Source organism: Actinoplanes sp. NPDC049802 (genome assembly GCF_040656595.1).
GTDB lineage: Bacteria > Actinomycetota > Actinomycetes > Mycobacteriales > Micromonosporaceae > Actinoplanes.
Map to the genome: position 1 here is coordinate 32631 of NZ_JBFAMR010000009.1, position 24358 is coordinate 56988.

At 69.6% G+C, this 24358-nt stretch carries 23 protein-coding genes; 18 read left to right on the forward strand and 5 right to left on the reverse strand.

The window, feature by feature from the left end:
* Positions 1-3 precede the first annotated feature (3 nt).
* The 12 genes from AB0I88_RS08985 to AB0I88_RS09040 all read left to right on the forward strand — a co-directional run bounded on the left by AB0I88_RS08985 (position 4) and on the right by AB0I88_RS09040 (position 15271).
* Complete coding sequence (locus AB0I88_RS08985) at positions 4-903, forward strand: sulfurtransferase (protein WP_361020378.1); 900 nt, start codon at positions 4-6, stop codon at positions 901-903.
* Between the two features lie 79 nt (positions 904-982).
* Positions 983-1558 carry an RNA polymerase sigma factor gene (locus AB0I88_RS08990; protein WP_361020380.1) on the forward strand — a complete coding sequence of 192 codons (576 nt, stop codon included), beginning with the start codon at positions 983-985 and terminating at the stop codon, positions 1556-1558.
* Positions 1555-2388: a hypothetical protein gene (locus AB0I88_RS08995; protein ID WP_361020382.1), complete on the forward strand. Its 834-nt coding sequence runs from the start codon at positions 1555-1557 to the stop codon at positions 2386-2388. The genes AB0I88_RS08990 and AB0I88_RS08995 overlap by 4 nt, the downstream gene beginning before the upstream one ends.
* A complete protein-coding gene (locus AB0I88_RS09000; protein WP_361020384.1) occupies positions 2385-3245 on the forward strand; it encodes an ABC transporter ATP-binding protein in 861 nt (286 codons plus the stop codon). Before AB0I88_RS08995 ends, AB0I88_RS09000 begins: the two co-directional genes overlap by 4 nt.
* Positions 3242-4705, forward strand: a complete 1464-nt coding sequence (locus AB0I88_RS09005; RefSeq protein ID WP_361020386.1) for a hypothetical protein — start codon at positions 3242-3244, stop codon at positions 4703-4705. The genes AB0I88_RS09000 and AB0I88_RS09005 overlap by 4 nt, the downstream gene beginning before the upstream one ends.
* Positions 4702-5349 carry a hypothetical protein gene (locus AB0I88_RS09010; protein WP_361020388.1) on the forward strand — a complete coding sequence of 216 codons (648 nt, stop codon included), beginning with the start codon at positions 4702-4704 and terminating at the stop codon, positions 5347-5349. Before AB0I88_RS09005 ends, AB0I88_RS09010 begins: the two co-directional genes overlap by 4 nt.
* Before the next feature lie 398 nt (positions 5350-5747).
* A complete protein-coding gene (locus tag AB0I88_RS09015; RefSeq protein WP_361020390.1) occupies positions 5748-7502 on the forward strand; it encodes an HSP90 family protein in 1755 nt (584 codons plus the stop codon).
* A complete protein-coding gene (locus AB0I88_RS09020) occupies positions 7499-10291 on the forward strand; it encodes a tetratricopeptide repeat protein (RefSeq protein ID WP_361020392.1) in 2793 nt (930 codons plus the stop codon). Before AB0I88_RS09015 ends, AB0I88_RS09020 begins: the two co-directional genes overlap by 4 nt.
* A gap of 43 nt (positions 10292-10334) precedes the next feature.
* Complete coding sequence (locus tag AB0I88_RS09025) at positions 10335-10940, forward strand: TetR/AcrR family transcriptional regulator (protein WP_361020394.1); 606 nt, start codon at positions 10335-10337, stop codon at positions 10938-10940.
* A 170-nt stretch (positions 10941-11110) separates the two neighbouring features.
* Positions 11111-12061 (forward strand): hypothetical protein, encoded by a 951-nt coding sequence (locus tag AB0I88_RS09030; protein ID WP_361020396.1) that lies wholly within the window; start codon positions 11111-11113, stop codon positions 12059-12061.
* Positions 12062-12335: 274 nt separating this feature from the next.
* The gene (locus tag AB0I88_RS09035) at positions 12336-13895 is read left to right on the forward strand and encodes a chaplin family protein (protein ID WP_361020398.1); all 1560 of its coding nucleotides are present in this window, start codon (positions 12336-12338) and stop codon (positions 13893-13895) included.
* Between the two features lie 218 nt (positions 13896-14113).
* Complete coding sequence (locus AB0I88_RS09040) at positions 14114-15271, forward strand: acyl-CoA dehydrogenase family protein (RefSeq protein ID WP_361020400.1); 1158 nt, start codon at positions 14114-14116, stop codon at positions 15269-15271.
* A gap of 10 nt (positions 15272-15281) precedes the next feature.
* On the opposite strand, the gene AB0I88_RS09045 is transcribed toward AB0I88_RS09040, so the two are convergent.
* Positions 15282-15767: a MarR family transcriptional regulator gene (locus AB0I88_RS09045; RefSeq protein ID WP_361020402.1), complete on the reverse strand. Its 486-nt coding sequence runs from the start codon at positions 15765-15767 to the stop codon at positions 15282-15284.
* Positions 15768-15867: 100 nt separating this feature from the next.
* Here AB0I88_RS09045 and AB0I88_RS09050 point away from each other — a divergent pair, with 100 nt between their 5' ends.
* Both AB0I88_RS09050 and AB0I88_RS09055 read left to right on the forward strand, forming a co-directional pair.
* Positions 15868-16440 (forward strand): YceI family protein, encoded by a 573-nt coding sequence (locus tag AB0I88_RS09050; protein WP_361020405.1) that lies wholly within the window; start codon positions 15868-15870, stop codon positions 16438-16440.
* Between the two features lie 164 nt (positions 16441-16604).
* On the forward strand, positions 16605-18077 hold the full coding sequence (locus AB0I88_RS09055; protein WP_361020407.1) for a glutamate--cysteine ligase: 1473 nt from the start codon (positions 16605-16607) through the stop codon (positions 18075-18077).
* Positions 18078-18079: 2 nt separating this feature from the next.
* On the opposite strand, the gene AB0I88_RS09060 is transcribed toward AB0I88_RS09055, so the two are convergent.
* Complete coding sequence (locus AB0I88_RS09060) at positions 18080-19270, reverse strand: Hansenula MRAKII killer toxin-resistant protein 1 (protein ID WP_361020410.1); 1191 nt, start codon at positions 19268-19270, stop codon at positions 18080-18082.
* Between the two features lie 145 nt (positions 19271-19415).
* Here AB0I88_RS09060 and AB0I88_RS09065 point away from each other — a divergent pair, with 145 nt between their 5' ends.
* Positions 19416-20087, forward strand: coding sequence for a PASTA domain-containing protein (locus AB0I88_RS09065; protein WP_361020412.1), 672 nt, complete (start codon positions 19416-19418; stop codon positions 20085-20087).
* A 1-nt stretch (position 20088) separates the two neighbouring features.
* Here the strand turns inward: AB0I88_RS09065 and AB0I88_RS09070 are convergent, their stop codons facing one another.
* Positions 20089-20391, reverse strand: coding sequence for a hypothetical protein (locus AB0I88_RS09070; protein ID WP_361020414.1), 303 nt, complete (start codon positions 20389-20391; stop codon positions 20089-20091).
* Between the two features lie 382 nt (positions 20392-20773).
* Between AB0I88_RS09070 and AB0I88_RS09075 the strand changes: the two genes are divergently transcribed.
* The 3 genes from AB0I88_RS09075 to AB0I88_RS09085 all read left to right on the forward strand — a co-directional run bounded on the left by AB0I88_RS09075 (position 20774) and on the right by AB0I88_RS09085 (position 22452).
* Entirely contained in the window at positions 20774-21655 is an 882-nt protein-coding gene (locus AB0I88_RS09075) for a helix-turn-helix transcriptional regulator (protein WP_361020416.1), read from the forward strand.
* Positions 21619-21843: a DUF397 domain-containing protein gene (locus AB0I88_RS09080; protein ID WP_361020418.1), complete on the forward strand. Its 225-nt coding sequence runs from the start codon at positions 21619-21621 to the stop codon at positions 21841-21843. The genes AB0I88_RS09075 and AB0I88_RS09080 overlap by 37 nt, the downstream gene beginning before the upstream one ends.
* A 162-nt stretch (positions 21844-22005) precedes the next feature.
* The gene (locus tag AB0I88_RS09085) at positions 22006-22452 is read left to right on the forward strand and encodes a hypothetical protein (protein ID WP_361020420.1); all 447 of its coding nucleotides are present in this window, start codon (positions 22006-22008) and stop codon (positions 22450-22452) included.
* Positions 22453-22455: 3 nt separating this feature from the next.
* On the opposite strand, the gene AB0I88_RS09090 is transcribed toward AB0I88_RS09085, so the two are convergent.
* Together AB0I88_RS09090 and AB0I88_RS09095 are read right to left on the reverse strand one after the other, a co-directional pair.
* On the reverse strand, positions 22456-23064 hold the full coding sequence (locus tag AB0I88_RS09090) for a hypothetical protein (protein ID WP_361020422.1): 609 nt from the start codon (positions 23062-23064) through the stop codon (positions 22456-22458).
* Between the two features lie 190 nt (positions 23065-23254).
* A complete protein-coding gene (locus tag AB0I88_RS09095; RefSeq protein ID WP_361020424.1) occupies positions 23255-24079 on the reverse strand; it encodes a WecB/TagA/CpsF family glycosyltransferase in 825 nt (274 codons plus the stop codon).
* Between the last annotated feature and the right edge of the window lie 279 nt (positions 24080-24358).

Genomic DNA, 24358 nt, shown 5'->3' on the forward strand with positions numbered 1-24358 from the left:
GGCATGTCCGTACCGAACGATCCGGCGCAGGCGCTGCAGGCGTACGCGCACCCTGACAAACTGGTCACCACCGAGTGGCTCGCCGCCAACCTGGAAACCCCCGGCCTGGTCGTCGTCGAGTCGGATGAGGATGTGCTGCTCTACGACACCGGCCACATCCCCGGCGCCGTGAAGGTCGACTGGCACCTGGAGTTGAACGACCAGGTCAGCCGCGATTACCTCGACCCGGCCGCCTTCGCGGAGCTGTGTGCGGCCAAGGGCATCGGCCGCGACGACACGATCGTCTTCTACGGTGACAACTTCAACTGGTGGGCGGCGTACGCGCTGTGGGTCTTCAGCCTGTTCGGCCACCGCGACGTCCGGCTGCTCGACGGTGGCCGGCAGAAGTGGGTGGCCGAGGGCCGTCCGGTGACCAGGGAGAAGACCGTCCGCCCGGCCGCCGACTACCCGGTGCCGGTGCGCAACGACGCCGAGATCCGCGCCTTCCGTGACCAGGTGATGGGCCACATCTCCAGCGGGCGCCCGCTGGTCGACGTGCGGTCCCCGCAGGAGTACACGGGTGAGCTGACCCACATGGAGGCATACCCACAGGAGGGCGCTCTGCGTGGCGGCCACATTCCGGGTGCGGCCAGCAAGCCCTGGAAGTCCGCGGCCAACGACGACGGCACGTTCAAGTCGCACGACGACCTCATCAAGATCTACCGTGACGAGCTGGGCCTGGAGTCGGCGGACGACATCATCGCCTACTGCCGCATCGGCGAGCGGTCCAGCCACACCTGGTTCGTGCTGCGCCACCTGCTCGGATACCCGCAGGTGCGCAACTACGACGGCTCCTGGACGGAGTGGGGAAACCTGGTCCGGGCGCCGATCGCCAAGGGCCCGGAGCGCGGCGGCCTCAGCTGATCCTCCTCGAAACGGCGCTGTCGAAAGACGGCGCCGTTTTTCGTGAACCGAATCCGGAGCCGTCGGCGATAGTCCAGATGTGCGACGGAGAAGACTTCGACCGGTTCCGCCGGTCAGCGAGCAGAGCAGCGATGCTGAGCTGCTGCGCGCCATCGCCGCCGGACAGACCGCGGCGCTGCGCGTGCTGCATCACCGGCATGCCGGCTGGCTGCGCGCCCGGCTCCGCCGGCGCTGTGCTGACCCCGACGTGGTCGATGCCGCGATCCAGGACACGTTCGTCGCGGTCTGGAGCGACGCTCATCGGTATGCGGAGACGAGCGCCGACGCGGCCGCCTGGCTCTGGACCATCGCTGTCCGGCGACTGTTGTCGGTGCTTCGTGGCCCGGCGCATCGCTGGCTGAGCAGCCCCTCCGGCGAGTTGCCCGATGTCACCACCGCACCCTCCGCCGAGGAGTTGGTCCTGCTGGGGGTCGAGCACGGCGCTCTGGGCCCGGCGCTGGACCGGCTGTCCCCCGAGCTGCGCCATCTGATCGAGGCCACCGCCCTCGACGGCCTGACCGTCCGCGAGGCGGCGAAACTGCTCGGCATTCCGGAGGGCACCGCCAAGACCCGGCTGATGCGGGCCCGGATCAGGTTGAGGGAGCTGCTGACATGAGCGACTGGCACGTTGACGCCGACCTTCTCGAGCAGTATGAGCAGGGAGCCCTCAATCCGAGCCGGGTCATGGCGGTCGAGACGCACCTGACGGCGTGCGCCGCCTGCCGGGGCCGGGTCCCGGTCGACATCACCTGGCTGACCGGCAACTGGTCGGTCGTCTACGACCACATCCACGTCCCGGCGATCGGTCCCGTCCAGCGGCTGCTGACCCGGCTGGGTCTGCCCGAGCATCGGTTCCGGTTGCTCACCGCCACCCCGGCGCTGCGCTGGTCGTGGCTGATCGCGACGATGGCGGTCATCAGCCTGGCCGTCGTCGCGGCCTTGCTGGCCGGTTCCGGGCAGACCGGCGGGGCCAACCGGTTGTTCCTGATCCTCGCCCCGATTCTGCCGGTCGTCGCGGTCTCCGGCGCCTACGGTCCCGGCGTCGACCCGATGCATGAGATCACCGGCACCACCTCATCGGCCGGCCCGGCGCTGGTGCTGTGGCGGGCCATCACGGTGATCGGCGCCGCCGTGGCGGTGGCCGGCGTCGCCGGCGTCCTGCTGCCCGGTCCGGGGTGGTATGCGGCTGCCTGGCTGCTACCGGCGTTGCTGCTCTGCACGGGGACGCTGGCGTTGGCGACGGCATGGTCGTTGCAGGCCGCGGCAGGTGTCCTCGGCGGCCTCTGGCTCACCGTGGTGTCCTTCGCCGTCAATCTCTGGTCCGAGCAGTTCATCCTGCTGGCTTTCGGCCCATTCGCGCAGATCGCCTACCTCGCCACGGCGGCCGCCGCCGCGGTTGTCCTGATCCGGCGGCGACGCCACTTCGACCTGGGGGAGAGCCGATGACCACGGTCACCGTTCGGGGATTGTCCAAACACTACGGATCGCTCATCGCGCTCGACGCCGTCGACCTGGAGATCGGGGTCGGTGTGACCGGCCTGTTGGGGCCCAACGGCGCAGGCAAGAGCACCCTGCTGCGGTGCCTGGCCACCGCGCTCGGGCCGGACAGCGGTTCCATCCGGATGCACGGATTCGATCCCGCCGTCCCCACACAGCGCACCGAGGTGCGGCGCCGACTCGGATACCTTCCACAGAATCCGGGCTTGTATCCCCATTTCACGGTGTATGACCTGCTCGACTACGTCGCGGTGCTGAAGGAGATGACCGGCACCCGTCAGCGGCGTGCCGAGGTTCGCAGGGTGCTCGACGAGGTCGAGCTCACCGACCGGGCGAAGACGAAGGTGCGCAAGCTCTCCGGTGGTATGCGCCAGCGGCTCGGCCTCGCCCAGGCGCTGCTCGGTGATCCGGAGCTGGTGATCCTGGATGAGCCGACGGTCGGCCTCGACCCCGAGCAGCGGATGCTGTTCCGGGCGCTGATCTCCCGGATCGGCGAGCGCCGGACCGTGCTGCTCTCCACCCATCAGACCGAGGACGTCGGGGCGCTGTGCGAGCGGGTCGTGGTGATGAGCGGCGGCCGGGTGGTCTTCGAGGGCAATCCCCGTGAGCTGGCCGCGGTCGCCGAGGGGCAGGTGTGGCTCTCCGAGTCGCCGCCGGAGGGAAACACGGCGTATTGGCGCAACGCGGACGGGCTCTATCGGACCATCGGGCAGCGACCGGACGGCGCCGAGGCGGCCCGGCCGTCCATCGAGGACGGCTACCTCATGTTGCTGGGCCGGGCCACGATCGCAGAGGCGGTCCGATGACGATCACCATTGAGCGGGCCGAGCGATCGGTCCCGTCGCCGAGGGCGGCGACCGCGGCGCTGGCCCAGGCCGAGGCCCGGCGGATCTGGCGCAGCCCCTTCCTCTGGATCGGACTGGTGCTGTCGATCGCCCTGGGACTCGCCTGGTCCTGGACCCGCATGCCGACCTGGGAGACGTTCCACGAGAACAGCGGCATGGCCGCCATGGTGCTGGCGGCAATGCTGCTGGTCGCGTCGCAGCTGGCGGTCGCCCGGGACCAACGGGCCCACACCGTGGAGACCGTCCGGACCATGCCCACCGGTCCCGGCCGGCGGAGCATCGGCCTGCTCGTGGTGGTGCCGATCGCGATGTTCGCCGGGATCGTCCTCTACGCGGCGCTCCTGTCGTTCGTGGCGCCGACCTGGCCGGTCGGGCGATTCGAGGTCTGGGCCGCCGCCGTGGTCCTCATCATTCCACCTACCGGAGCAGCGATCGGCCTGGTGGCCGGCCGGATCCTGCCCGCGGCTGCGACCGGTCCGCTCGCCGTGGTCGCCATCTTCCTCGCACTTTCGGTGCCACTGGTCATGGGCGGTTCGGACAGCAGCGTCTGGCCGGTCCCGTTCGTCGTCTGGGACTTCGGCTACCGCTATCCCTTCGGCTGGCACCTGCTCTACCTCATCGGCGTGCTGGTGGCGATCGTCGCGCTGGCGTCCTGGCCGGCGGCGCGACGTGGCTCGGTGGTGATCGCGGTCGTGGCCGCGGTGTTCGCCGGCTATGCCGTCCAGCGTGAGGCGGCGATCACCCCGGACTTCGTCTACGCCGAGGAGGGGCTGCAACGGACCGCCCCGGACAAGCTCGACTGCCGGGTGCACGCGGACGTGCGCTACTGCGCCCTGCCCGGATATGCGCCGTGGATCGAGCACTGGAGGAAGGCCGTCGAGCCTGTCGCACTCCTTCTCCCGTCCGGCGCGCGGCGGCCGTCGATCCGGCAGATCGCCGCCATGGACGACATGAAACCGATGGTTCCCGGCTACCCGGAGATGGTCATCGGAGATGGGTGGGGGCGGACCGGCGCCTGGGCCGAGGATTCGCGGCGCCGGATGGCTCGCGATTACGTAGCCACCGCCGTGGGGATCCTGTCCCGTGAGCACCACTCCTGGCTCAGCTGTGACGCCACGGGCCAGCACCGGGCGGTCGTCGGCCTGTGGCTGCTCGGCCGGATCGCGCCGGGTGAAGGCTGGACCCTGCCCCGGACGCATTACGGGCGGGCTGAGATCCAGGCAGCCGAGAGTCTGCTGGCCAAGCCGCAGGCCGAGGTCTCGCAGTACCTTGCCGATCACTGGTCCGAGATCCTCGACCCGTCGTCGACCGCGCTGGCCGGCCTCGGCGTGACCATCACACCGCCGCCGATTCCCGACGGGCCGCCGGCCGATCCGGTCGAAGGCGCGGTCGCCTCGGACTACCGTGGAGTCTGCACGTGACCCGGCCGTTGACGTTGCATCTGATCCGGGCCGTGCCGTGGTTGCCTCTTGCCGCGGCGGTGGTGCTGGCCATTGTCGCCCAGCTTCCGGTTTTCCTGGCCTCGCCCACACCCACCATGATCGTGACCGGGTTGCGGCTGGCGGCGGCGGTCCTGGGCGCCGCGGTCGGGTTCGCGCTGCCCGATCTGATGGCGTCCACAGTGATCAGTCCGATGCCACGGTGGCGGAGGCAATGGTTGCGGCTGATGTTGTTGCTCGTGCCCTCCGTGCTGGTCTGGGCGCTGCTCTACCTTGCGGTCCGAAATGTGCTCGGCTCGGCGGCGACCTGGCCGCACGGGTTCGTGATCCTCCAGGCGGCGGTGTGCGGGCTCCTGCCGATCGCGGCGGCGGCGGTCGGTGCCCGCTATCGGGACGAAGCGACCGGCGCACTCCTCGGGCCGACCGTGCAGGGTGCCGTCTTGGTGGTGAGCCTGTTCTTCACCGAGCGCAGCTCGCCCTGGCCGGTCCCGACGGGGGACGACTGGACCACGGCCCAGCGTTGTTGGCCGGCTGTGCTGGCATTGGCGCTGGTCACGCTTCTGATCGCTAATCGGGAGTTGCCAGGGAGTCGTCCAGCCGTCACCAGGTGGCGGCGGTTCGCTTGACGACGGCGGTTCGCTGGGCCCGCGGCGGTCCGTTGGACGGAGCCGGTCCGTTGGACCGCGGCGGTTCGCTGAACGGCAGCCGTGCGCTGGGCGGCGGCCCGTGCGCTGGGCGGCTGGTTCTGCTGGGTGGCTGGTTCTGCTGGGCGGCGGCCGGCCGTTTGTTGAGCCGCAGCGGTTTCGCTGGGCGGCGGTCTACCTGTCGGCCCGGCGAGCGCCCCGCCCTCGTCGGCCGGTGAGATCCGCTGCGCCGCGGCGTGGTCGTCGGCTTGGGTGAGAAGTGCTGAACGCGGCGGTGGATCGTGCTGGGGGCCGATCCAACGGGGGCCGTCGCGCTCAGCGCGACTCACCGAGCGATATCGGTCTGATTTTGTCGGAGGTAACCGGTACCGTGCCGCACCGTGAGCAACACGTTTCAGGTCGACCTGCGAGGCATCGTCGATCTGCTCAGCCATCACCTCTACGCGAGCCCTCGGGTGTATGTCCGGGAGCTGCTGCAGAACGCCGTCGACGCGATCACGGCCAACGGCCCCGGGCACGACGGCGCGGTGACGATCGCCTCCTCCGACACCACGGGCGACGGCACGCTGCGGATCGACGACAACGGCATCGGCCTCACCGAGGCGCAGGTGCATGAGTTGCTCGCCACGATCGGCCGCAGCTCGAAACGGGACGAACTCGGTTTCGCCCGCCACGAGTTCCTCGGCCAGTTCGGCATCGGCCTGCTCTCCTGTTTCCTGGTGGCCGACGAGATCCGGGTGCACACCCGCCGGGAGGGATCCGCCCCGGTGCTCTGGACCGGTTACTCGGACGGCCGCTACGCAGTCCGTGCCGGCGGCGAGCGTGCGCCCGGCACGACCGTCACCCTGCTGCCGCGCCGCGGTGCCGAGCATTTCCTGACCGGTTCGACGGTGGCCGAGCTGGCCACCACCTACGGCTCTCTGCTTCCGGTCGCCGTCTCGGTCGACGGCCGCACGGTCACCGCCGGCACCCTGCCCTGGGAGCTGCCGCCCGAGTCGCGTATGGCGTATGCCCAGCGCACTCTGGGTTTCCGGCCTTTCGACGTGATCGAGCTGAACGTGCCGTCCGCCGGGCTCACCGGCGCCGCGTTCGTGCTGCCCACCCCGGTCAATCCGGCGAGCCGCGGCGGCCACCGGGTCTACCTGAAGCGGATGCTGCTCTCTGAGAGCATCGAGGGCCTCCTGCCCGAGTGGGCGTTCTTCGCCCGTTGCGTGGTCGACAGCACCGAGTTGCGCCCGACGGCGAGCCGTGAGGCGCTCTACGACGACGGCATGCTGGCCGAGACGCGGGAGGCGATCGCCGATCAGCTTCGCGGCTGGCTGGTGCGGTTGTCGGCGACGGACCCGCGCCGTCTCGCCGAGTTCCTGAGCATCCACCATCTCGGGGTGAAGGCGCTTGCCCTGCACGACGACGAGATGCTGCGCCTGGTCGAGCAGTGGTATCCGATGCAGACCAACATGGGTGAGCTCACGCTCGCCGAGTTCCGGGCCCGGCACGGCGTGCTGCGGTATGCCGCGACCACCGACGAGTTCCGGCAGCTCGCCGGCGTCGCCGCGGCTCAGGACGTGGGCCTGATCAACGGTGGTTACGTGTATGACGCCGAGCTGATTCAGCGTCTCGCCGCCACCGATTCGGAGATCAGTGCGGAGCGGCTGGACCCGACTGACCTGACGACCCGCTTCACCGGGTTGGACGCGGAGGCGGAGCTGCTGCTGCGCCCGTTCCTGGCGGCCGCCCAGCGCCGCCTTGACCGGCTCGGCTGCGAGGTCGTGGTGCGCGCCTTCGACCCGGTCACCATGCCCGCGTTGTACCTGGTGAGCCGGGCCGCGGCCTTCCATGAAGAGTTCACCACGGGCCGCGATCAGGCCGACGACCTGTGGGGTGGGGTGCTGGACGCGCTTGCCCGTACCGTGCCGGCCGACCGGCCGCAACTGGTGCTCAATCACCGCAATCCGCTGATTCGCCGGATTGCCGCACTGGGTGACGCAGAGCTCGCCGGTCTGGCCGTTGAGTCGTTGTACGGGCAGGCGCTGCTGCTCGGCCACCATCCGATTCGCCCGGCCGACGCCGCGCTGCTCACCACGTCGTTCCTCGGCCTGCTGGATCGGGCCATCCCGGGGGAGGAGACCCGATGAAGACCGCCCAGGAGCTGTGGGAGCTGCTCAACGAGGCACAGCACCTGCCGTACGGTGCTGCGCAGATCGCCCTGGTGGAGCAGGTGCTGCGGCAGGTCGACACGACTGACGACCCGGCGCTGCGGTTCTACGCGCGGCTGTTCGCGACGACCGCGTACATCTACGGCGGCGAGCCGGTGAAGGCTTTCCCCACGTTCTCCTGGTGTGTGGCCGATTTCGATCGCAACCCGGGGCCGTACCACCAACGGTGGATGCACAACCTGTTGTGGCTGTTCAAGAACATGGTCAGTTCGCTGACGAAGTTCCCGGAGGTGCCGCTGGAGCGCACCTATGCGGTGCTCGACGACATGGAGCGGCGTTACCGGGAGTCCGGTCACGGCTTGCAGGCGGTCTACAAGCACCGGTATCTGGTTGCGCAGCACGTCGGGCGTACCGGGGAGGCGGCGGAGTGGTTCGAGAAGTGGCAGGCCGCGCCCCGCGATTCGCTTTCCGACTGTGCCGGCTGTGACCCGACCACCCTGGTGAACCATCTCGTCGACCAGGGACGTTTCGAGGAGGCCGCCGAGCTTGCCGGGCCGGTGCTCGCCGGTGATCTGTCCTGTTCGGAGCAGCCGCAGAGCATTCTCAGCGAACTGATGGTGGTTTATCTGCGGACCGGGCGGTCGCAGGACGCCGCGGACGCGCACCGGCGGTCGTACATGATCGAGCGGAACAATCTGGCCGATCTGTGGGGTATCGGCGATCACATCCGGTTCTGTGCGCGTACCGGGAACGAGCATCGCGGCCTGGAGATTCTTCAGCGGCACATCGACTGGCTGGAACGGGCGCCGTCGCCGGCCGCCGCCATGAATTTCGCGGCGTCGGCGGTTCTGCTGCTGCGCCGTCTCACGAAGATCGGCCACGGAGACACCGTGGTCCGCCGGGCCGGGCGACCGGATGTCACCGCCGCGGCCGTGGCCGCTGAGCTGGAGACCTTCACCGTCGAGGCGGCGGCCCGTTTCGACGCCCGGAACGGCACCCAGTACCAGAGCGAGCTGATGGCCCGGGTGATGGATGCCCAACCGTACGGTGTGGACGTTCCGCTCTCGCCGACCGCACGACGGCCGGCCCGGCAGGAGGCTCCGACGCCGGTGGTAACCGCTCCGCCGGTGGACGTGCCGGAGGCGGCCACGCCCGCGGAACTGATCGACCTGGCCGAGGAGCACTGGCGGGAGGATCGGGAGGACGCCCTTCGTGTCGTGCTGGCGGCCTTCGACGCCCGGTTCGAGACGCCCGCCGAACCGGCACTGGCAGCCCGTCTCTGGCTGCTGCGCGGGTTCGCCGCCCCGGATGAGGACGAGGCGGCGACGGCGGCCGCCTGGGAGCGGGCTGTCGAGCTGTTCACCGAGGCCGGTGACGTGGGTGAGGCCGGTATGGCGCGGGCCCGGCTCGCGGTGCAGAAGGCCTGGACCGAGGAGCCGACCGAGGAGCTGCTGGCGGTGGTGGAGGCGAACGTGGCTCACCACGACACGCACGGCGACGCGCGGAGCCGGGCGAATGCCTGGGTGCGGTTGTCCCAGATGTACCGGCTTCTGCAACGTTTCGACGAGGCGAACGAGGCCGGTGACCGGTCGGACCGCTTCGCCGAGGAGACCGGTGACCCGCGGCGGGTGGCGTACCACGCGATGATCCGGGCGCAGAACCGGGCACTGGCCGACCGGGACGAGGAAGCGATCTCGGCCGCCCGCCTGGCGTGGGCCTTCTACGGAACACATGGCCCGGCGCGGGCCGCGGCGGAGGCGGCCGTGCTGGTCGGGCAGCTCAGCGAGTCTCCGGAGGAGACGGTGGCGGCGTTGGACCAAGGGCTGGCCGCCGGGGTGTCGGGTGCGGAGCTGCCGGCCCGGCTGCACCGGGCCCGCGCCCTGATGAATCTGGATCGTCCGGGCGAGGCGATCGACGACTACGTCGAGGTGATCGCCCTGATCGCGACCATGAGCGACGGTACGGACGAGTCCGACGGCGGCGGCGTCTTCGTTCGGCACGAGCTGGCGCAGGCGTACCAGCAGGCGGGTCGCCCGGCGGAGGCGGCCGAGGTGGCTGAGGAGGCGCTGCTCGGTTTCGAACGGCTGGGCGCCGAGGAGCCGGCCGTCGACACCCGGTTCCTGCTGGCCGCGATCTACCGTGACCTCGACGACACCAGCCGGGCGCTTCAGCTTTACCACGATCTGATCGAGCGGCTGGAGGGCAATCCGGCCGGTCGCGGCCAGGTCGGCGAGCAGGCCGGCCAGTTGCTGTACGACCTGGATCGCGACAGTGAGGCCGCACTGACCTTCCGGGCCGCCGCCGAGGCGCTGCACGAGGCCGGTGACCTGATGGCCGAGTTGCGGGTGCTGCGCCGCCGGCTGATGGCGCACAACTATGCCGACGAGGTGCCGGAGGCCGAGGAGGTCATTCGGCTCGCCGCCCAGCGGTATGCGGAGCTGCCGGCCGAGCTGGCCGCGCAGCCGGGCGTGATCTGGGGCCGGTCCATCTTCGCCTTCGAGGTGGGTAATCTGCTGATGCGCCGGGGCCGTTACGCGGAGGCGCTGCCTCATCTGGAGGGCGCCGCGGAGCCGTTGCGTGGCATCGGGGCGGTGGATGACGCCGACCGGGTGGAGGGCATGCTGGCCGAGGCGCTGCTGCGTTCCGGTTCTCCCCGGGAGGCCGGGCGGATCCTCGGTGAGCTGCTGCAGCGGATGGGTCCGGATTCGCCGACCCGCGAGCTGGTCACCAGCCTGTACGCCGAGGTGCGGGCTGCTGAACAGGGCTGAACGACCGTTAAGTGCCGGCTTGACATCGGGTTACAGTTGCGAGGTGACGACGGTAGATCAGCGGCGCCGGACGACCCCGCCGGCGCCTCGGCGGCGGTCGCGCCGTGACGAGATTCTGGGAATCGCGGTGGGGCTGTTCGCCTCCCGCGGCTATCACGGCGTGTCGATGGACGATATCGGGTCCGCCGCCGGCGTCACCGGTCCGGCTCTGTACCACCACTTCGCGGGCAAGGAGGCGATGCTGGTCGCCGCCTTGATCCCGGTCAGCGAGAGCTTGCTGCGGGGCGGCCGGGAGCGCGTCGCCCGGCATCCGGATGACGCGGAGGCCGCCCTCGCCGATCTGATCGACTTCCACGTCGACTTCGCGCTGGCCAACCCGGCGGTGATCGCTCTGCACCTGCACGAGCTGGACCGGCTGCCGGAGGACCCGCGCCGTCAGATTCGCAAGCTGCAACGGCTCTATGTGGAGGAGTGGGTGGGTGTGCTGTCGCGGGTTCGCCCTGAGCTGCCGGCCCCCGAGGCCCGGGTGCTGGCGCATGCGGCGTTCGGGTTGATGAACTCCACACCGTTCCTGGGTGGTGAGGTGGATCGGGTGTGCCGGGCGGCTTTGCTGCGCGACGCGACGATTCATGCCCTGACCGGCCATTAAGGACCGCACGCGTACTCGGTGTGATTCTCACTGCTTTTCCCTGCGATCATTTTTCCGATTTGTCCGCGTGACTTTCGGCTCGCTCCCGTCGTTACCAATACCGAGTGGCCAATACCGCCTGTTTGTAGTGAACAGGGCTAATCGGCCACCGCGACGACGAGGGGTGGATCATGGCGGGCTGGGGGGTCGAGCGCGACGAGCGCGCGACGTGCCGGTCGCTGCCGGACACCCGAGGCGGCTCCCCGCTCATGCCGTCCCACAGCCAGGGGGCGGAGCGGCGGACGGAGCGCCGCGCGGGCCGTGCCGGATCCCGGTGGGTCCTGCGTGCACTCGTCGTCGGAGGCCTGGCCGGAGTGGCCTGGCTGCTCACCGGCTCCGCCGCACACGCCGCGGACCACGATGACCCGCTCGGGTCCGTGTTGTCCGAGGTCGCGACGGTGACCGGGAACGAACCCACGGTCGGCGAACTCCTCGAGGCGGCCGCCCAGCCGCTGGAGACCGCACCGAAGAACCACCGGCCACTGCTGTCCACGCCGGTGGAGACGATCGACGAGGTCGTGCACGAGGTGACCGCGATCGACGGCGAGACCGTCGGCGTGCTGCTGCGAACGGCGACCGCTGCCCCGCGTGCCAGCGGTGGAACTGTGGACGACCGGGCGCAGTCCCGGCCGGCGAAGACCGTCGCGGAACCCGTGACCGAACCCGTTTCGGTGAAGGCCCCGCCGAAACGACCCGTCGCCGACGTCACGACCGCCGAACCGGAGGCGGAACAGCCGGAGGAACCGGTTGTCACGCGTACCGGAAAGGCGAAGTTGAAGAAGGGCAAAGCCAAGGCGGAGCCCAGGTCCCAGGTCCACCGGCAGGTCCCGGCCGCCCGGCCGGCGCCGGAGACCGTCCGTGACGAGGTGCCCGATGACGGGCCCGCGCCGCGACGGATGAACCTCGGGGCAGTCAGCGGCATCCCGGCCAACGGCACGGGAGCGTCTCCGGAGGCCGGCTCGGTAGCCGTCCTTCCGGCCCGGTTCGCGAACGGCGCGGTGGCTGACCACCGGTTGCCGGTAGCGGCCGACGTCGAGGCCCGGCGGAACGACGCCGAGGCACCGACCGTCTCGCCTGACTAGTGATGGCGTTCCGCCGCACCCTCCACCGGCGCTTCGTAGAGCGTTCGGACAGCGATTCCTGAACCGTTTGCGCACAAGCGGCGAATCGTCAAGGACTCGAGGGCATCACCTTCACCGCGATCGAAGCGCCACCTCAGGGCGCGTGTCGACAGGCGGAGTCAGGGCTTGGAAAAACGTGCCAGGGCACCGCTGCGCCCGAAAACCGTGGTTCCGGACCGAACAAATGAATACGCGGAAACAATGCTGACCATTTGCGAAAGGCATCTCTTTTCTGATGAAGAAGACTTGGGTTCGTAAGACTCTGAGTGTCGGCGTCCTGGCCGCCGGCGCCCTCCTGCTGGCCCCGGCCGCGGTCGCCCAGGCCGACGTCGACCAGGCATCCTTCAACAACTTCGGCGCGCTCAACGGCACCCAGGTCGCCATGCCGATCACCGTGCCGGTGAACCTGGTCGGCAACTCGGTGGGCGTTCTGGGCGCGGCGCAGTCGTTCGGGGTCGGCGCCAACAAGGTCGAGAACGGCGGCCGGGCTCAGCAGCGTTCGTTCAACAACTACGGCGTTCTGAACGGCACCCAGGTGGCCGTGCCGGTCACCGTGCCGGTCAACGTGTCCGGCAACGCCGCCGCCGTCGGCGGCCAGGCGACCGCCAAGGGCATCAGCGCCAACCACGTGGAGAGCGCCCGGACCCCCGAGAGCATCTGGGGCGGTCCCGGCGGTGTCGGCGGCAACCCGGACCAGTTGAGCTTCAACAACTACGGCGCCCTGAACGGCACCCAGGTGGCCGTGCCGATCAACATCCCGATCAACGCGTGCGGCAACGCCCTCGCGCTGATCGGTGGCGCGACCGCGACCGGCATCTGCGCGAACCAGATCGGCCCGACCTACCGGATGGCCCATCCGCAGGAGAGCAAGAAGGCCGGCAAGCGCACCGAGAGCACCAACGGTGTCGGGGGCGGCTTCGGCGACCAGCTCAGCACCGGCAACTACGGCCTGGGCAACGGCACTCAGGTGGCCGTGCCGATCAACATCCCGATCAACGCGTGCGGCAACGCGATCGGCGCGCTGGGCTTCGCCAGCGCGACCGGCATCTGCGCGAACCAGATCGGTGGCGGCGGTGGCCGGCCGATCTCCTTCAACCCGGGCGACGGCCAGCCCGGTCACCCGGGTCACCCGGGTCACCCCGGTCACCCGGGTCACCCAGGGCACCCCGGTCACCCGGGTGGGGTCCTTCCCGGTGGCGGCGGTTACCCGGGCGGTCACCACCCCGGTGGGGGCTACCCGGGCGGTTACCACCCCGGTGACTTCGACTCGGAGCCGGACTACGGCATCCTGCCGGCGCACAACTACGTGCCGTACTACCCCGTTCCGGACTACATCCTGGACGACTGCGACGAGTTCCTGGGCGACCTCGGCCCGGACGGCCCGCGGGGCCACTACTACGGCCACAAGAAGCCGAAGTACAAGGGCCACGGCAAGGGCATCGTCAAGGGCGACGGCAACCAGTGGACCCCGGACGACGACAAGGGCGGCGTTCGCGGTAACGACGGCTACGACGCCAAGGACGACAAGGGCAACGCCAACGCCGGGTACGACAAGGGCGGCAACCGCGGCGACCGGGACGACGAGCTCCCCGCCGACAAGAACGACGACGGCTACGAGCTGCCGACCGGCAACGCCGACAAGGACGACGACGGCTACGTCAGCCCGGACAAGTACGGCAACGGCGACGGCGGCCGGGAGTCCGAGAAGTCCCCGGTCTCGGGGCTGACCAAGAACCTGGGCGGCTTCGGCTCGGCCGGCTTCGGTGGTCTCGACCTGCTCGACACCCTGCGCTGACCGAGCGCGGTGGAAGGCCGGGTTGCGCCGGTCCCGGGCGCGACTCGCACCGGTGGCTCGCGCCGCCGGTGACCGCCGGCGCTACTCCACAGCGCCGGTAGCAGTGAAAACGAATGGGAGTCCCCGTAACGACGGGGGCTCCCATTCGTCGTTGCCGCTCCCCGGGCGCTGAGATAACCTAACGTTCGTTCACTCTAACGAGCGTTAAGGACGGTGCCATGGTCGACTTCCGGCTCGGCGACGAGTATGCGGAGTTGCGCGCCGGCGTGCGGCAGTTCGCGCGGGAACAGATCGCGCCGGTGATCGCCGAGCACTACGAGAACAAGACCTTTCCGTACGAGGTCGTGCACCAGATGGGAAAGATGGGCCTTTTCGGGCTCCCCTTCCCGGAGGAGCACGGCGGAATGGGTGGCGACTACTTCGCGCTCTGCCTGGCCCTGGAGGAGCTGGCCAGAGTGGACAGTTCGGTCGCCGTCACGCTGGAGGCCGCCGTCTCGCTCGGCGCCATGCCGATCTTCCGGTACGGCACCGCTGAGCAGAAGGAGCGCTGGCTACCCCGGCTGACCAGCGGTGAAGCGCTCGCCGCCTTCGGTCTGACCGAGCCGGGCACCGGGTCGGACGCGGCCGGCACCACCACCCGTGCGGTGCTCGACGAGGGCGCCGGTGAATGGGTCATCAACGGAACGAAGGCGTTCATCACGAACTCCGGCACCGACATCACCTGTCTGGTCACGGTGATGGCGGTGACCGGCACGAACCCGGACGGCAGCAAGGAGCTGTCGACCATCATCGTGCCGTCCGGTACGCCGGGCTTCACCGTGGCGCCGGGCTACTCCAAGGTCGGCTGGTGCGCGTCGGACACCCACGAGCTGTTCTTCGACGAGGTCCGGGTGCCGGCGGCCAACCTGCTCGGCGAGCGGGGCCGGGGTCTGGCCCAGTTCCTGCGGATCCTCGACGAGGGCCGGATCGCGATCGCCGCGCTCTCGGTCGGCCTGGCCCAGGGCTGCGTCGACGAGTCGGTGGCGTACGCCAAGAACCGCACCGCCTTCGGCAAGCCGATCGGCGCCAACCAGGCCGTGCAGTTCCTGATCGCGGACATGGACATGCGCGCCCACGTGGCCCGGCTCGGTTACTACGACGCGGCCGCCCGGATGCTGGCCGGCGAGGACTTCAAGCGGCACGCCGCGATCGCCAAGCTGAACGCCAGCAACGCCGCCATGGAGAACAGCCGGTACGCCACCCAGGTGCACGGCGGCTACGGGTTCATGAACGAGTCCGCGGTCGGCCGGTTCTACCGGGACGCCAAGATCCTCGAGATCGGCGAGGGCACCTCCGAGGTGCAGCGCATGCTGATCGCCCGGGGTCTGGGCCTGTAACCGAGACCGATCAGGCGGGCAGCGCGGGTTCCGTGCTGCCCGCCGTCGCGCACGGGTTGACGGCGTCGCGAATCGTGCGCAGTGAGTCCAGCAGCTGCGCCAGCCGGGCCTCGGGGAGCAACCCGACATACCACCGCTGAACCAGCTCCAGATGCCCCGGCAGCACCTCGGTGAGCCGCCGCATGCCCTCGTCGGTGATGACCGCGTAGGAGCTGCGCCGGTCGCTGGGGCACGCCTCGCGGCGGACCAGACCGCTGCGCTCCATCCGGTCGACGACCCGGGTGACACCGCTCGTGGAGAGGGTGGTCTGCCCGGCCAGGTCGGTCATCCGCAGGTGATTGCCGGGGGACCGGGCCAGCCGCATCAGCACCTCGAACTCCACCGGGGAGAGGCGGTGCTCCTCGAACTGCGCGGCCAGCCGGTTCATCAAGCCCGTGTACGCCTCCGCGAGCAGCCCGACTGCGGTGAGGCGTGGGTCGTCAAGGTCCGTGTTCACGCTCTCGACTCTAGCAGGCACTTGACAGGGGGAATATTGCGGCGCATATAGTTGCTCCGTCAGACAAGTACTGAACCCAGCTTCGAGAGAAGGCAGTGTCATGACCGTCAGCACCCGCGAGTTCGAAGGCCTCCAGATCCCCGCCGCCGGCACCTACGAGCTGGACGCGGCGCACAAGCGGGTCGGCTTCGTGGTGAAGCACCTCATGGTGAGCAAGGTCCGCGGCCAGTTCGCCGAGGCGACCGCCACCATCACCGTCGGGGAGAACCCGCTGGAGTCCTCGGTCACCGCCTCCATCAAGACCGCCAGCGTCGAGACCGGTCAGGTCGACCGCGACAACCACCTGCGCACCGGCGACTTCTTCGAGGCCGAGAAGTACCCGACGATGGAGTACCGCAGCACCGGCGTGAAGTCGCACGCGGGCGCCGAGTTCGTCCTCGACGGCGAGCTCACCATCAAGGGAGTCACCCGGCCGGTCGAGCTGGTCGTCGAGTTCGAGGGCGCCACCACCAGCCCGTACGGGCAGCATCTCTTCGGTTTCAGCGCGCACACCGAGATCGACCGGGAGGACTGGGGCCTGACGTACAACATGGCCCTGGAGACCGGTGGTGTGATGATCGGCAAGAAGGTGAAGATCGAGATCGAGGGTGAGGCCATCCTGCAGCAGGGCTGACCGTCCTCATCGGAGAGGCGCCGCCCGGCCGGGCGGCGCTTCTCCGTGTTTCCGGATGTCTGGCGGTCGTCCGCATGGGATGGCAGGGTGAACCGAGCGCAAGCATTCGTTCACAGAGAGGTGATCGATTTCCGTTTCGTCCCCCGCCGTTCCCGGGAGGGCACATGGGCAAGGAACTGGTGACCGCCGTCTTCGCGCCGCATGACCGGGTGTTGTTCCGGCGGAGGGTTCGCCGGGATCTCGAGGTGCTGGCCGGGATGCTCGCGGAGGGCCGGATCGAGGCCGGCGACCGGACCACCGGCCTGGAGATCGAGATCAACCTGGTCGACGCGGAGGCGGCGCCGGCCATGCGCAACGCCGAGATCCTGGCCGACCTCGACGACCCCCGTTTCCAGCTGGAACTCGGCCGGTTCAACCTCGAACTGAACGTGCCACCCCGATCGCTGGCCGGGGACGGGCTCGGCGACTACGAGCGGGAGATCCTCCAGGCGCTGCGGGGAGTCGCCGAGTCCGCCCGCAAACGGGAGATCCGGCTCATCCTGATCGGCATGCTGCCCACCGTCACCCCCGGCGACCTGGTGCTCGCCAACATCTCCGACAACGAGCGCTTCCGCGCGCTGGACGCCGAGATCGTGGGCGCCCGCGGCGACCACTTCCGCATCGACATCCAGGGTGTGGAACGGCTGCTGACCAGCAGCGACACCATCGCCCCCGAGGGCGCCTGCACGAGCGCCCAGTTCCACCTGCGGGTCGGGCCGGCCGACTTCGCCCGGTACTGGAACGCCTCCCAGGCGATCGCCGGCGTGCAACTCGCGCTCGGCGCCAACGCGCCCTTCCTCTACCGGCGGAGACTCTGGGCGGAGACCCGGATCCCGTTCTTCGAACAGGCCACCGACGCCCGGCCGGACGAGTTCGCGGCCCAGGGCGTACGGCCACGTGTGTGGTTCGGCGACCGGTGGATCGACTCGATCCTCGACCTGTACGAGGAGAACATCCGGTACTTCCCGCCCCTGCTGCCGGAGCTCGGCGACGAGGATCCGGCCGCCGTCCTGTCCGCCGGGGGCGTTCCCGGGTTGCACGAGCTGCGCATGCACAACGGCACCGTCTACCGCTGGAACCGGCCGGTCTACGACGTCACCGACGGCCGCCCTCACCTGCGAGTGGAGAACCGGGTCCTGCCCTCCGGCCCGACCGTGGCCGACCTGCTCGCCAACGCGGCGTTCTACTTCGGACTGGTCCGGCAACTGGCCGAGGAGGACCCGCCGCTCTGGGCATGTCTGGACTTCGCGGCCGCCGAGGCCAACTTCCGGGCTGGAGCGCGGGACGGGATCGAGGCCAGGCTGTTCTGGCCCGGCCTCGGTGCGGTGCCGGTGACCGATCTGGTGCGTGACGTGCTGCTTCCGCGCGCGCGGTCCGGTTTGGATCGGTACGGCGTACGCCCGGCCCATCGCGACCGGTTTCTCGGCATCATCGAGGACCGCTGCCGGACCAGGCGCAACGGTGCCGCCTGGCAGAGTGAGACGGTCCGCGCCATGCAGGAACGAGGTTTCGACCGCGAGGTGGCGCTGCGGGAGATGACACAGCGCTACCTCGAGTTCCAGCGCACCAACGAGCCGGTGCACACCTGGCCGGTCTGAGGCTATCGACCGGTCTTCTTGGGGTCGTCCGGGTTGATCCGGGCCACCGCCGGACTGGCCGGCGGCGGTGTGATGGTGGATCGCGGGGCGGTGTCGCCGTTACCGTTGCGGCGTTTGGCCGGCGGGCGGCCGCTCGGGCGGGCCGCCTCGGCGATCTCCGGGTCCACCGGAGCCGGCTTGGCAGCGGGAAGCGCCGGTGTCTCCGGAGCCGGAGCGCTGACCCGGCCGGTCGCCTTCACCGGCTTCGCGGGGGCGGCGGTCGGCTTCGGCGCCTCGGCCGGCGTCTCCGGCGTCTCCGGCGCGGCCGGCGCCTCACTCCGGCCGAGCCGGCGCCGCCGGCCTTTCACCAGAGCCACGGTCAGCGCGGATCCGCCCAGCCCGGCCAGCACGGCATACGGAGCGATGAGGTACGCCGACTGCAGCGGCCCCATCGCCGCGGTCAACTGTGGCGCCAGGGTGAGGAAGGAGAAGGCGACCAGCAGCGGCCCGACCGCACCGGAGATCGCCGTGCCCAGTCCGAGCTCGCCCTTGAGCGCCGCCGGGCCGGCCGCCACCAGCCCGATGACGAACGCCGCGACCAGGGTGAGCAGCGCGCTCGGCCAGTAGATCCCGCCGTACCGGATCGGGCTCACCGACTCGGCGAACTGCCAGCTCGTCAGGTAGGTGGCGAAGTCCCGGCCGGTGATCAGCTCGGCCACCACGCCGGCGATGGCCAGCGCCCACAGCCACAGCGCCGTCCCGATCAGGTTGGCCGCGACCGGGGTGGACGACACGGCCCAGAACGCGACCACGAGACCGGCCAGCAGACCGGCGAGCGCGTAGGCGGCGGCGACCATCTGCGGGGACAGGGTGTCGGCGCGGACCGCCGACCGGGCCGGCAACGCGACCAGGACGAGTGACACCAGCGCGCCCACCGCCGAGGCCACCGCCAGCGCGAATCGCCAGAGGGCGCGCCACTTGCCGGTTCGTTCGGTGCGCAGCCGTCCGGCGATCACCGCGCCGAGCACTGTGGCGCTCGCCGTGATCCAGGTCGCCCAGCCGAGGCTGCCCAGCCAGACGCTGTCCGCGTCGGCGAGGGTGACCGGCCAGGCGATCACCCCCAGGCCGTAGCCCAGGCCCAGTTGAGCGGCCCCGGTTCCGGCCGCGATGCCGGCCGCGGTGGCAGCCTGTGTTGTCCAGCCCTTATCGGCCATGCCGCGCACTGTACTGGTCGCCGCCGATGTCTGGGAAATGGTCACCACGGTCGCTTTCCGCTGGTGGAAACCACAACCAGGCCGCAGGATTCGATACCTTGACGCTGCGACGAGCGCGGATGTACGGAGCGGAAGGGGCGCGGTGATGCCCGAGGAAGACGAACCGGAGCGGGACGACGAGACCCGTCCGTTGTCGTCCGTCGACGACGAGCCGGCCCCACGGCCGGAGGAGCACGGTTCCGACGTGTGGACCGGCCGGGCCGGGGTCCGTCCGATCGGGGCCTATCGCCGGGACGAGTTCGACGAGGACGCCGACTGGACCGCCACCGGGATCGCCGAGCCGCCCGCCCACTGGTGGGCGCCGATCGCCATCGGCACGATCTCGCTGGTCCTGCTCGGCATGCTCGGCTTCGGTGTCGTGCTGATCGTGCGGAACTCCGGTGGTGAGGTGGAGACGCCCGCCACCGCGCCGACCGCGCGGCAGACGACCGAGACAGTGGATCCCACCGCCCCCGGCCTGCCCCCGGTCACCGAGGCGGTCACCGTGCCGCCGACCACGGACGCGGCGGATCGTGAGGTGATGGTTCCGGCACTGCGCGGCATGCCGTTGGCCGACGCGCAGGCGGCGCTGACCCGCTCGGGCCTCGGATACCGGGTGATCCGCCGGGAGAGTGACGCCGAACCGGAGACGGTGATCGACTGTGACCCCGCGGAGGGGCAGCAGGTGCCGTCGGACACCCGGGTGAGCCTCATCGTGGCCACCTCGGGGACGGATGACCCGTCCCCGACGACGTCGGCGCCCTCCGCCGGAGATTGATCTAGCGCGGGGTGCGGGCCGTCCGCGCGGGGACCACCCCGGGGCGGGTGGCCGGCTGACGGCTGTTGCGCAGCCGCGGATCGGGCGCTTTCCCGACCGGGCGAAGACCATTGACCTGTACGAAGATGGAGCGGCGTTCGACCGCGTCACCGGCCGAGTTGAGTTCGTAGCCGTCCAGCCAGACCCAGCCCTCGTAGGTCGGCCAGTCGTGGACCCGGATGACCCGGAAGAGCATCGGTGATGCGAATTGGACGCTCGCCGCTTTCGTCACGTGGATGACATCACCGGACCGAGGTAGAACCACGTCATCTCCTGCCCTGAGACCCGTGTAGATGGACTTTGGTGACCCAGACGCACCAGTTTGCCGCCTTGATGCGCCTTTGCAAGTCTTCGACGGATTTGACCATCGAAGGAGGTTGCGGAACGTCACTATCGCCGATCACGCCTACCCGGTTCCGGGAGGAGTCCATCGTGGACCGCAGGTGGCTCGGCGCCCCGTATCGGACGTCGTCTTGCTGGTATTTGTCTGACTTGCCGACATCTCTCAAGAACGTTAAGTGATGCAGGCCATACGGAAAGATTGCACCACCAGTCTCGTCGATGCAAGTTGCATGTCACGCTTCCGTGATTCTCCGTGATCATCCAATGTGCTTGTTTGATCACGAACAGGTCGGGAGACTGAGCGGGTGAATCGACGCCGCAGTCCCACCGTCCGTCGACGCCGCCTCGGGGTGGAACTGCGTAGGTATCGCGAGGCGGCCGGCGTGACGATCGACGTGGTGGCCGAGCGGCTGGGCTGCTCGCCGTCCAAGATATCCCGGATCGAAACCGGGCATACCACCGCCAGCCCGCACGACGTCAGTGCAATGTTGGTCATTTATCAGGTCGATCCGGACATTTTGGAAGAATTGGTAGAAATCTCGCGAGATGCCCGGAAGAAAGGGTGGTGGCATCCCTTCTCCACCGTCCTGAACAGCACCTATGTAGGTTTCGAAGCAGAAGCTAGATCAATTCAGGCGTACGAGCAGCAGGTCATTCCGGGCCTTCTGCAGAGCGAGCGGTACGCAATGGCTCTCATTCGATCCGCCCGATGGGATGACACCGATCTGGAAATCGCGCAACGGGTCCGCGTCCGTATGGAACGGCAGTCGTTACTGATTCAGGACGATCCAATCGATCTTTGGGTGGTGCTCGATGAAGCGGTGGTGAGCCGCCCGGTCGGTGGCGACGCGGTCATGTGCGATCAGTTGCGACATCTGGTCGAAACCGCCCGCCTTCCGAACGTGACTCTCCAGATCCTGCCGTTCGCGGTCGGCGCTCACGCCGCCATGGACGGCGCGTTCGCGATCCTCGACTTCCCCTCGGACGGTGATCCCGCCCTGGTGTTCGCCGAGAACGCGGCCGGCGGGCTCTTCCTGGAGAAGGACGACGAACTCCGCAAGTACCGCGAGGTGTTCGGCACCATCCGGGCCGCCGCCCTGGATCCGGAGCAGTCCATCGGGATGATCGAGAAGTTGGCAGAGGAGCCATTGTGGAAATCGAGGCGAAGGGCCTCCGAGTCGATCTGAACCAGGCACGCTGGTTCAAGAGCACGCGGAGCGGACCGAACTGCGACAACTGCGTCGAAGTCGCGTTCGTCGGCGAGGCGATCGCGGTGCGTGACTCGAAGAACCCGTCGGGACCGGCATTGATCTTCACGTCCGCGGAGTGGGACGCGTTCGTGGGCGGAGCCAAGGACGGCGAGTTCGACCTCTGAGGACGGTGGCGCGGCCGGTCCGGCGATCCGATCGCCGGACCGGCCGTTGCCATTTGCCCGATTTTGCGTCGCTGTGCGCGGCTCGCCTCGTTGAAAGCTCCAGGCGCGGACCGGACCGCGCTGACGGGCCGGGACACATCACCGACGAGGCAAGGCAAAGAGATGACGATTGGTTCCGAGAACCTCAGCAACGGTTCGTCGACGGCACAGGACCGCTTCAGCGGGGGCGTCAGCGCGTACCGGCAGGGCCGGCGGGAGGCCCTGACAGGCGACCACACCGACGGTGAGCTCGTCTCCCGTAACAGCTCGGGCCTGCCGACCCGGTCGCCGGGGCGGTCGCACAGCATCGAGCCGACCAGCCCGCTGGACCGGGCCGCGAAGCTGCCGTCCCTGGACCTGCAGGGACTGAGCGAGCCGGTCTTCCCGTCGGGCGCCTGGTCCGACGCGTCGTCCAGCCAGTCGATGGCCGACCATCCGTTGCTGCGCGGACTCCTGATGGAGCTGCCGGCGCGGGGGACGTTGCCGCCCTCGGAGTGGCTGGACCGCTGGTTCGAGGCAGCCCGCTCGATCCTGGAGCTGCTCTACGTCCAGGAGGCGAAGAAGCAGTAGAGGTCAGCGGGCGCCGGCGGGCGCCCGCTCCCGGTCCCGGTGGCTGATCGGGGCGAGCACCAGCGGGGCCAGCCGGCTGTGCCGCAGCGACGCCCGGATCCCGATGCCGGCCACGGTCACCACGGTCACCGTGACGGCGACGCCCAGCATCCCGGTCGCGGCACCGCCGGGCAGGTCCACCAGGCCCGCCGCGATCGGCAGGCCCAGCAGCGCGGCGATCCCGGTGATCTGCAACGGCGCGGACAGCAGCGGATGCGCGGCCGCGGCCCGAAGAGCCGGCGGAACCGGCGTCAGCGGCGCGGCGGCGAACGCCCCCGCGCCACGCCGAACCCAGCCGAGACGGCGCCGGGTCGCGGTCAGCACGATCAGCGCCGGCACACCGGGCAGCACGGCGGCGGCCGGTGCCGCCGAGGCGCCCGGCACCAGCTCGGAGAGCAGGGGAACCGCGGCGAACACCGTGACGCCGGCGCCGACCAGCGCGGAGAGCAGACCGGCCCGGCGGCGGAGCTGGCGCGCGGTCACAGCGGCGGGCATCCCGTCGACCAGCAGCCCGGCAGCGAGCCAGACGACGGCGAGGGTGCCGATCAGGATGACGTCCACGACGGTGTTCACATCGACAGCCTTCACCGATCGTGGTGATGCCGAAACCGGGATATGCCCGGAGCGGCCACCCGTAAGGGTTTCGTGACACTGTCCGTATGCGTGTCGACACTCTCCGTCAAGGACTTACCGGACCATGTGGATCAACGGCTCAAGGCGACAGTGATCTGTGTCGCACTGTCGGGAACAAGATCCCCGCGGCTCAGACCGCGAACTCGTGCACCCGTTCGGTTGCGGGCGCCGGCGGGGTCGCCTTCCACAGGCCCAGCTTCTGCGCCGCGAGCCGGCTCAGGTACGCCGGGTTGAGCAGCACATACCGCTTCCACAGCCGCTTCGGCTCCAGACCCAGGCGCCACAGCCACTCCAGGGCGTAGCGCTGCATCCACGCGGGCGGGTTCTTCAGCAGGCCGGCGTGGTAGTCGAAAGCGGCGCCGACGGCCAGCAACGGCATGTTCAGCAGCGGGCGCATCGCGTACGTGAAGATCTCCTGCCGCGGGCAGCCCAGGCCGACCAGCACCACACGGGCGCCGGAGGCCTTGATCCGCTCCGCGATCGCCTCCGCCTCGCCCGGCTGTGACTTGCGGAACTTCGACGCCTCGACACCGGCGATCTTGAGTGCCGGGAACATCTCCATCAGAGCCGGGACCAGACGTTCCAGGGTGGGCTCGGTCGACCCGTACAGGTAGACGGGGAGGCCCTCGGCGGCCGCCTGCTCGACGACCCGGAGGGTCAGCTCGGGGCCGTAGACCCGATCGGTCAGGTTCGCCTTGTGCAGCACGTTCAGCGCCCAGCGGACCGGCTGGCCGTCCGGGGTCACCAGATCGAACGAGTTCAGCCGGGCATTGTGGGCCGGATCCTCGACGCCGGTCATCACGCCGTGCACCGCGAGCGCCGTCACGGCGAACCCGCGCTGCTCCCGGGCGGCCTCGATGATCCGCGTGGTCGCCGTCGCATAGTCGGTCGCATCCACGAGCACACCGAGCACGTTCCGCTTGTCCTGCCCGACACCCGCACTAGTCGCTGTCACGACCGTCACTCCACCCTGAGAACCGATGAGGCGGCGAGCATAACGCCCCTCACACCTTCACCCGAAAGTTGACCAGAAACCGCCGCGCTCCCCCGTACCCAAAAGGTTTGACCTTGCAGGTCAAAAAGTCACCCACCCCACGCTCAACACCCCAGCAAAGCGGCGCTCCCGCAAATCCGCCCCAACCTCCCCGGCCAACCCACGCAACGCGGGGCCATCCCCCAGGGATGCACCAGCACCTTCCACGGCGACCCACACAACACGGGGCGCCCCCAGGGA

What these genes read in the sequence shown, in the direction of transcription:
- AB0I88_RS09065 (WP_361020412.1), top strand. Translation starts at nt 19,416, where the DNA reads ATGCCCGAGGAAGACGAACCGGAGCGGGACGACGAGACCCGTCCGTTG.
- AB0I88_RS09050 (WP_361020405.1), top strand. Translation starts at nt 15,868, where the DNA reads ATGACCGTCAGCACCCGCGAGTTCGAAGGCCTCCAGATCCCCGCCGCC.
- AB0I88_RS09005 (WP_361020386.1), top strand. Translation starts at nt 3,242, where the DNA reads ATGACGATCACCATTGAGCGGGCCGAGCGATCGGTCCCGTCGCCGAGG.
- AB0I88_RS09035 (WP_361020398.1), top strand. Translation starts at nt 12,336, where the DNA reads ATGAAGAAGACTTGGGTTCGTAAGACTCTGAGTGTCGGCGTCCTGGCC.
- AB0I88_RS09055 (WP_361020407.1), top strand. Translation starts at nt 16,605, where the DNA reads ATGGGCAAGGAACTGGTGACCGCCGTCTTCGCGCCGCATGACCGGGTG.
- AB0I88_RS08995 (WP_361020382.1), top strand. Translation starts at nt 1,555, where the DNA reads ATGAGCGACTGGCACGTTGACGCCGACCTTCTCGAGCAGTATGAGCAG.
- AB0I88_RS09030 (WP_361020396.1), top strand. Translation starts at nt 11,111, where the DNA reads ATGGCGGGCTGGGGGGTCGAGCGCGACGAGCGCGCGACGTGCCGGTCG.
- AB0I88_RS09060 (WP_361020410.1), bottom strand. Translation starts at nt 19,270, where the DNA reads ATGGCCGATAAGGGCTGGACAACACAGGCTGCCACCGCGGCCGGCATC.
- AB0I88_RS09040 (WP_361020400.1), top strand. Translation starts at nt 14,114, where the DNA reads ATGGTCGACTTCCGGCTCGGCGACGAGTATGCGGAGTTGCGCGCCGGC.
- AB0I88_RS08985 (WP_361020378.1), top strand. Translation starts at nt 4, where the DNA reads ATGTCCGTACCGAACGATCCGGCGCAGGCGCTGCAGGCGTACGCGCAC.
- AB0I88_RS09085 (WP_361020420.1), top strand. Translation starts at nt 22,006, where the DNA reads ATGACGATTGGTTCCGAGAACCTCAGCAACGGTTCGTCGACGGCACAG.
- AB0I88_RS09000 (WP_361020384.1), top strand. Translation starts at nt 2,385, where the DNA reads ATGACCACGGTCACCGTTCGGGGATTGTCCAAACACTACGGATCGCTC.
- AB0I88_RS09020 (WP_361020392.1), top strand. Translation starts at nt 7,499, where the DNA reads ATGAAGACCGCCCAGGAGCTGTGGGAGCTGCTCAACGAGGCACAGCAC.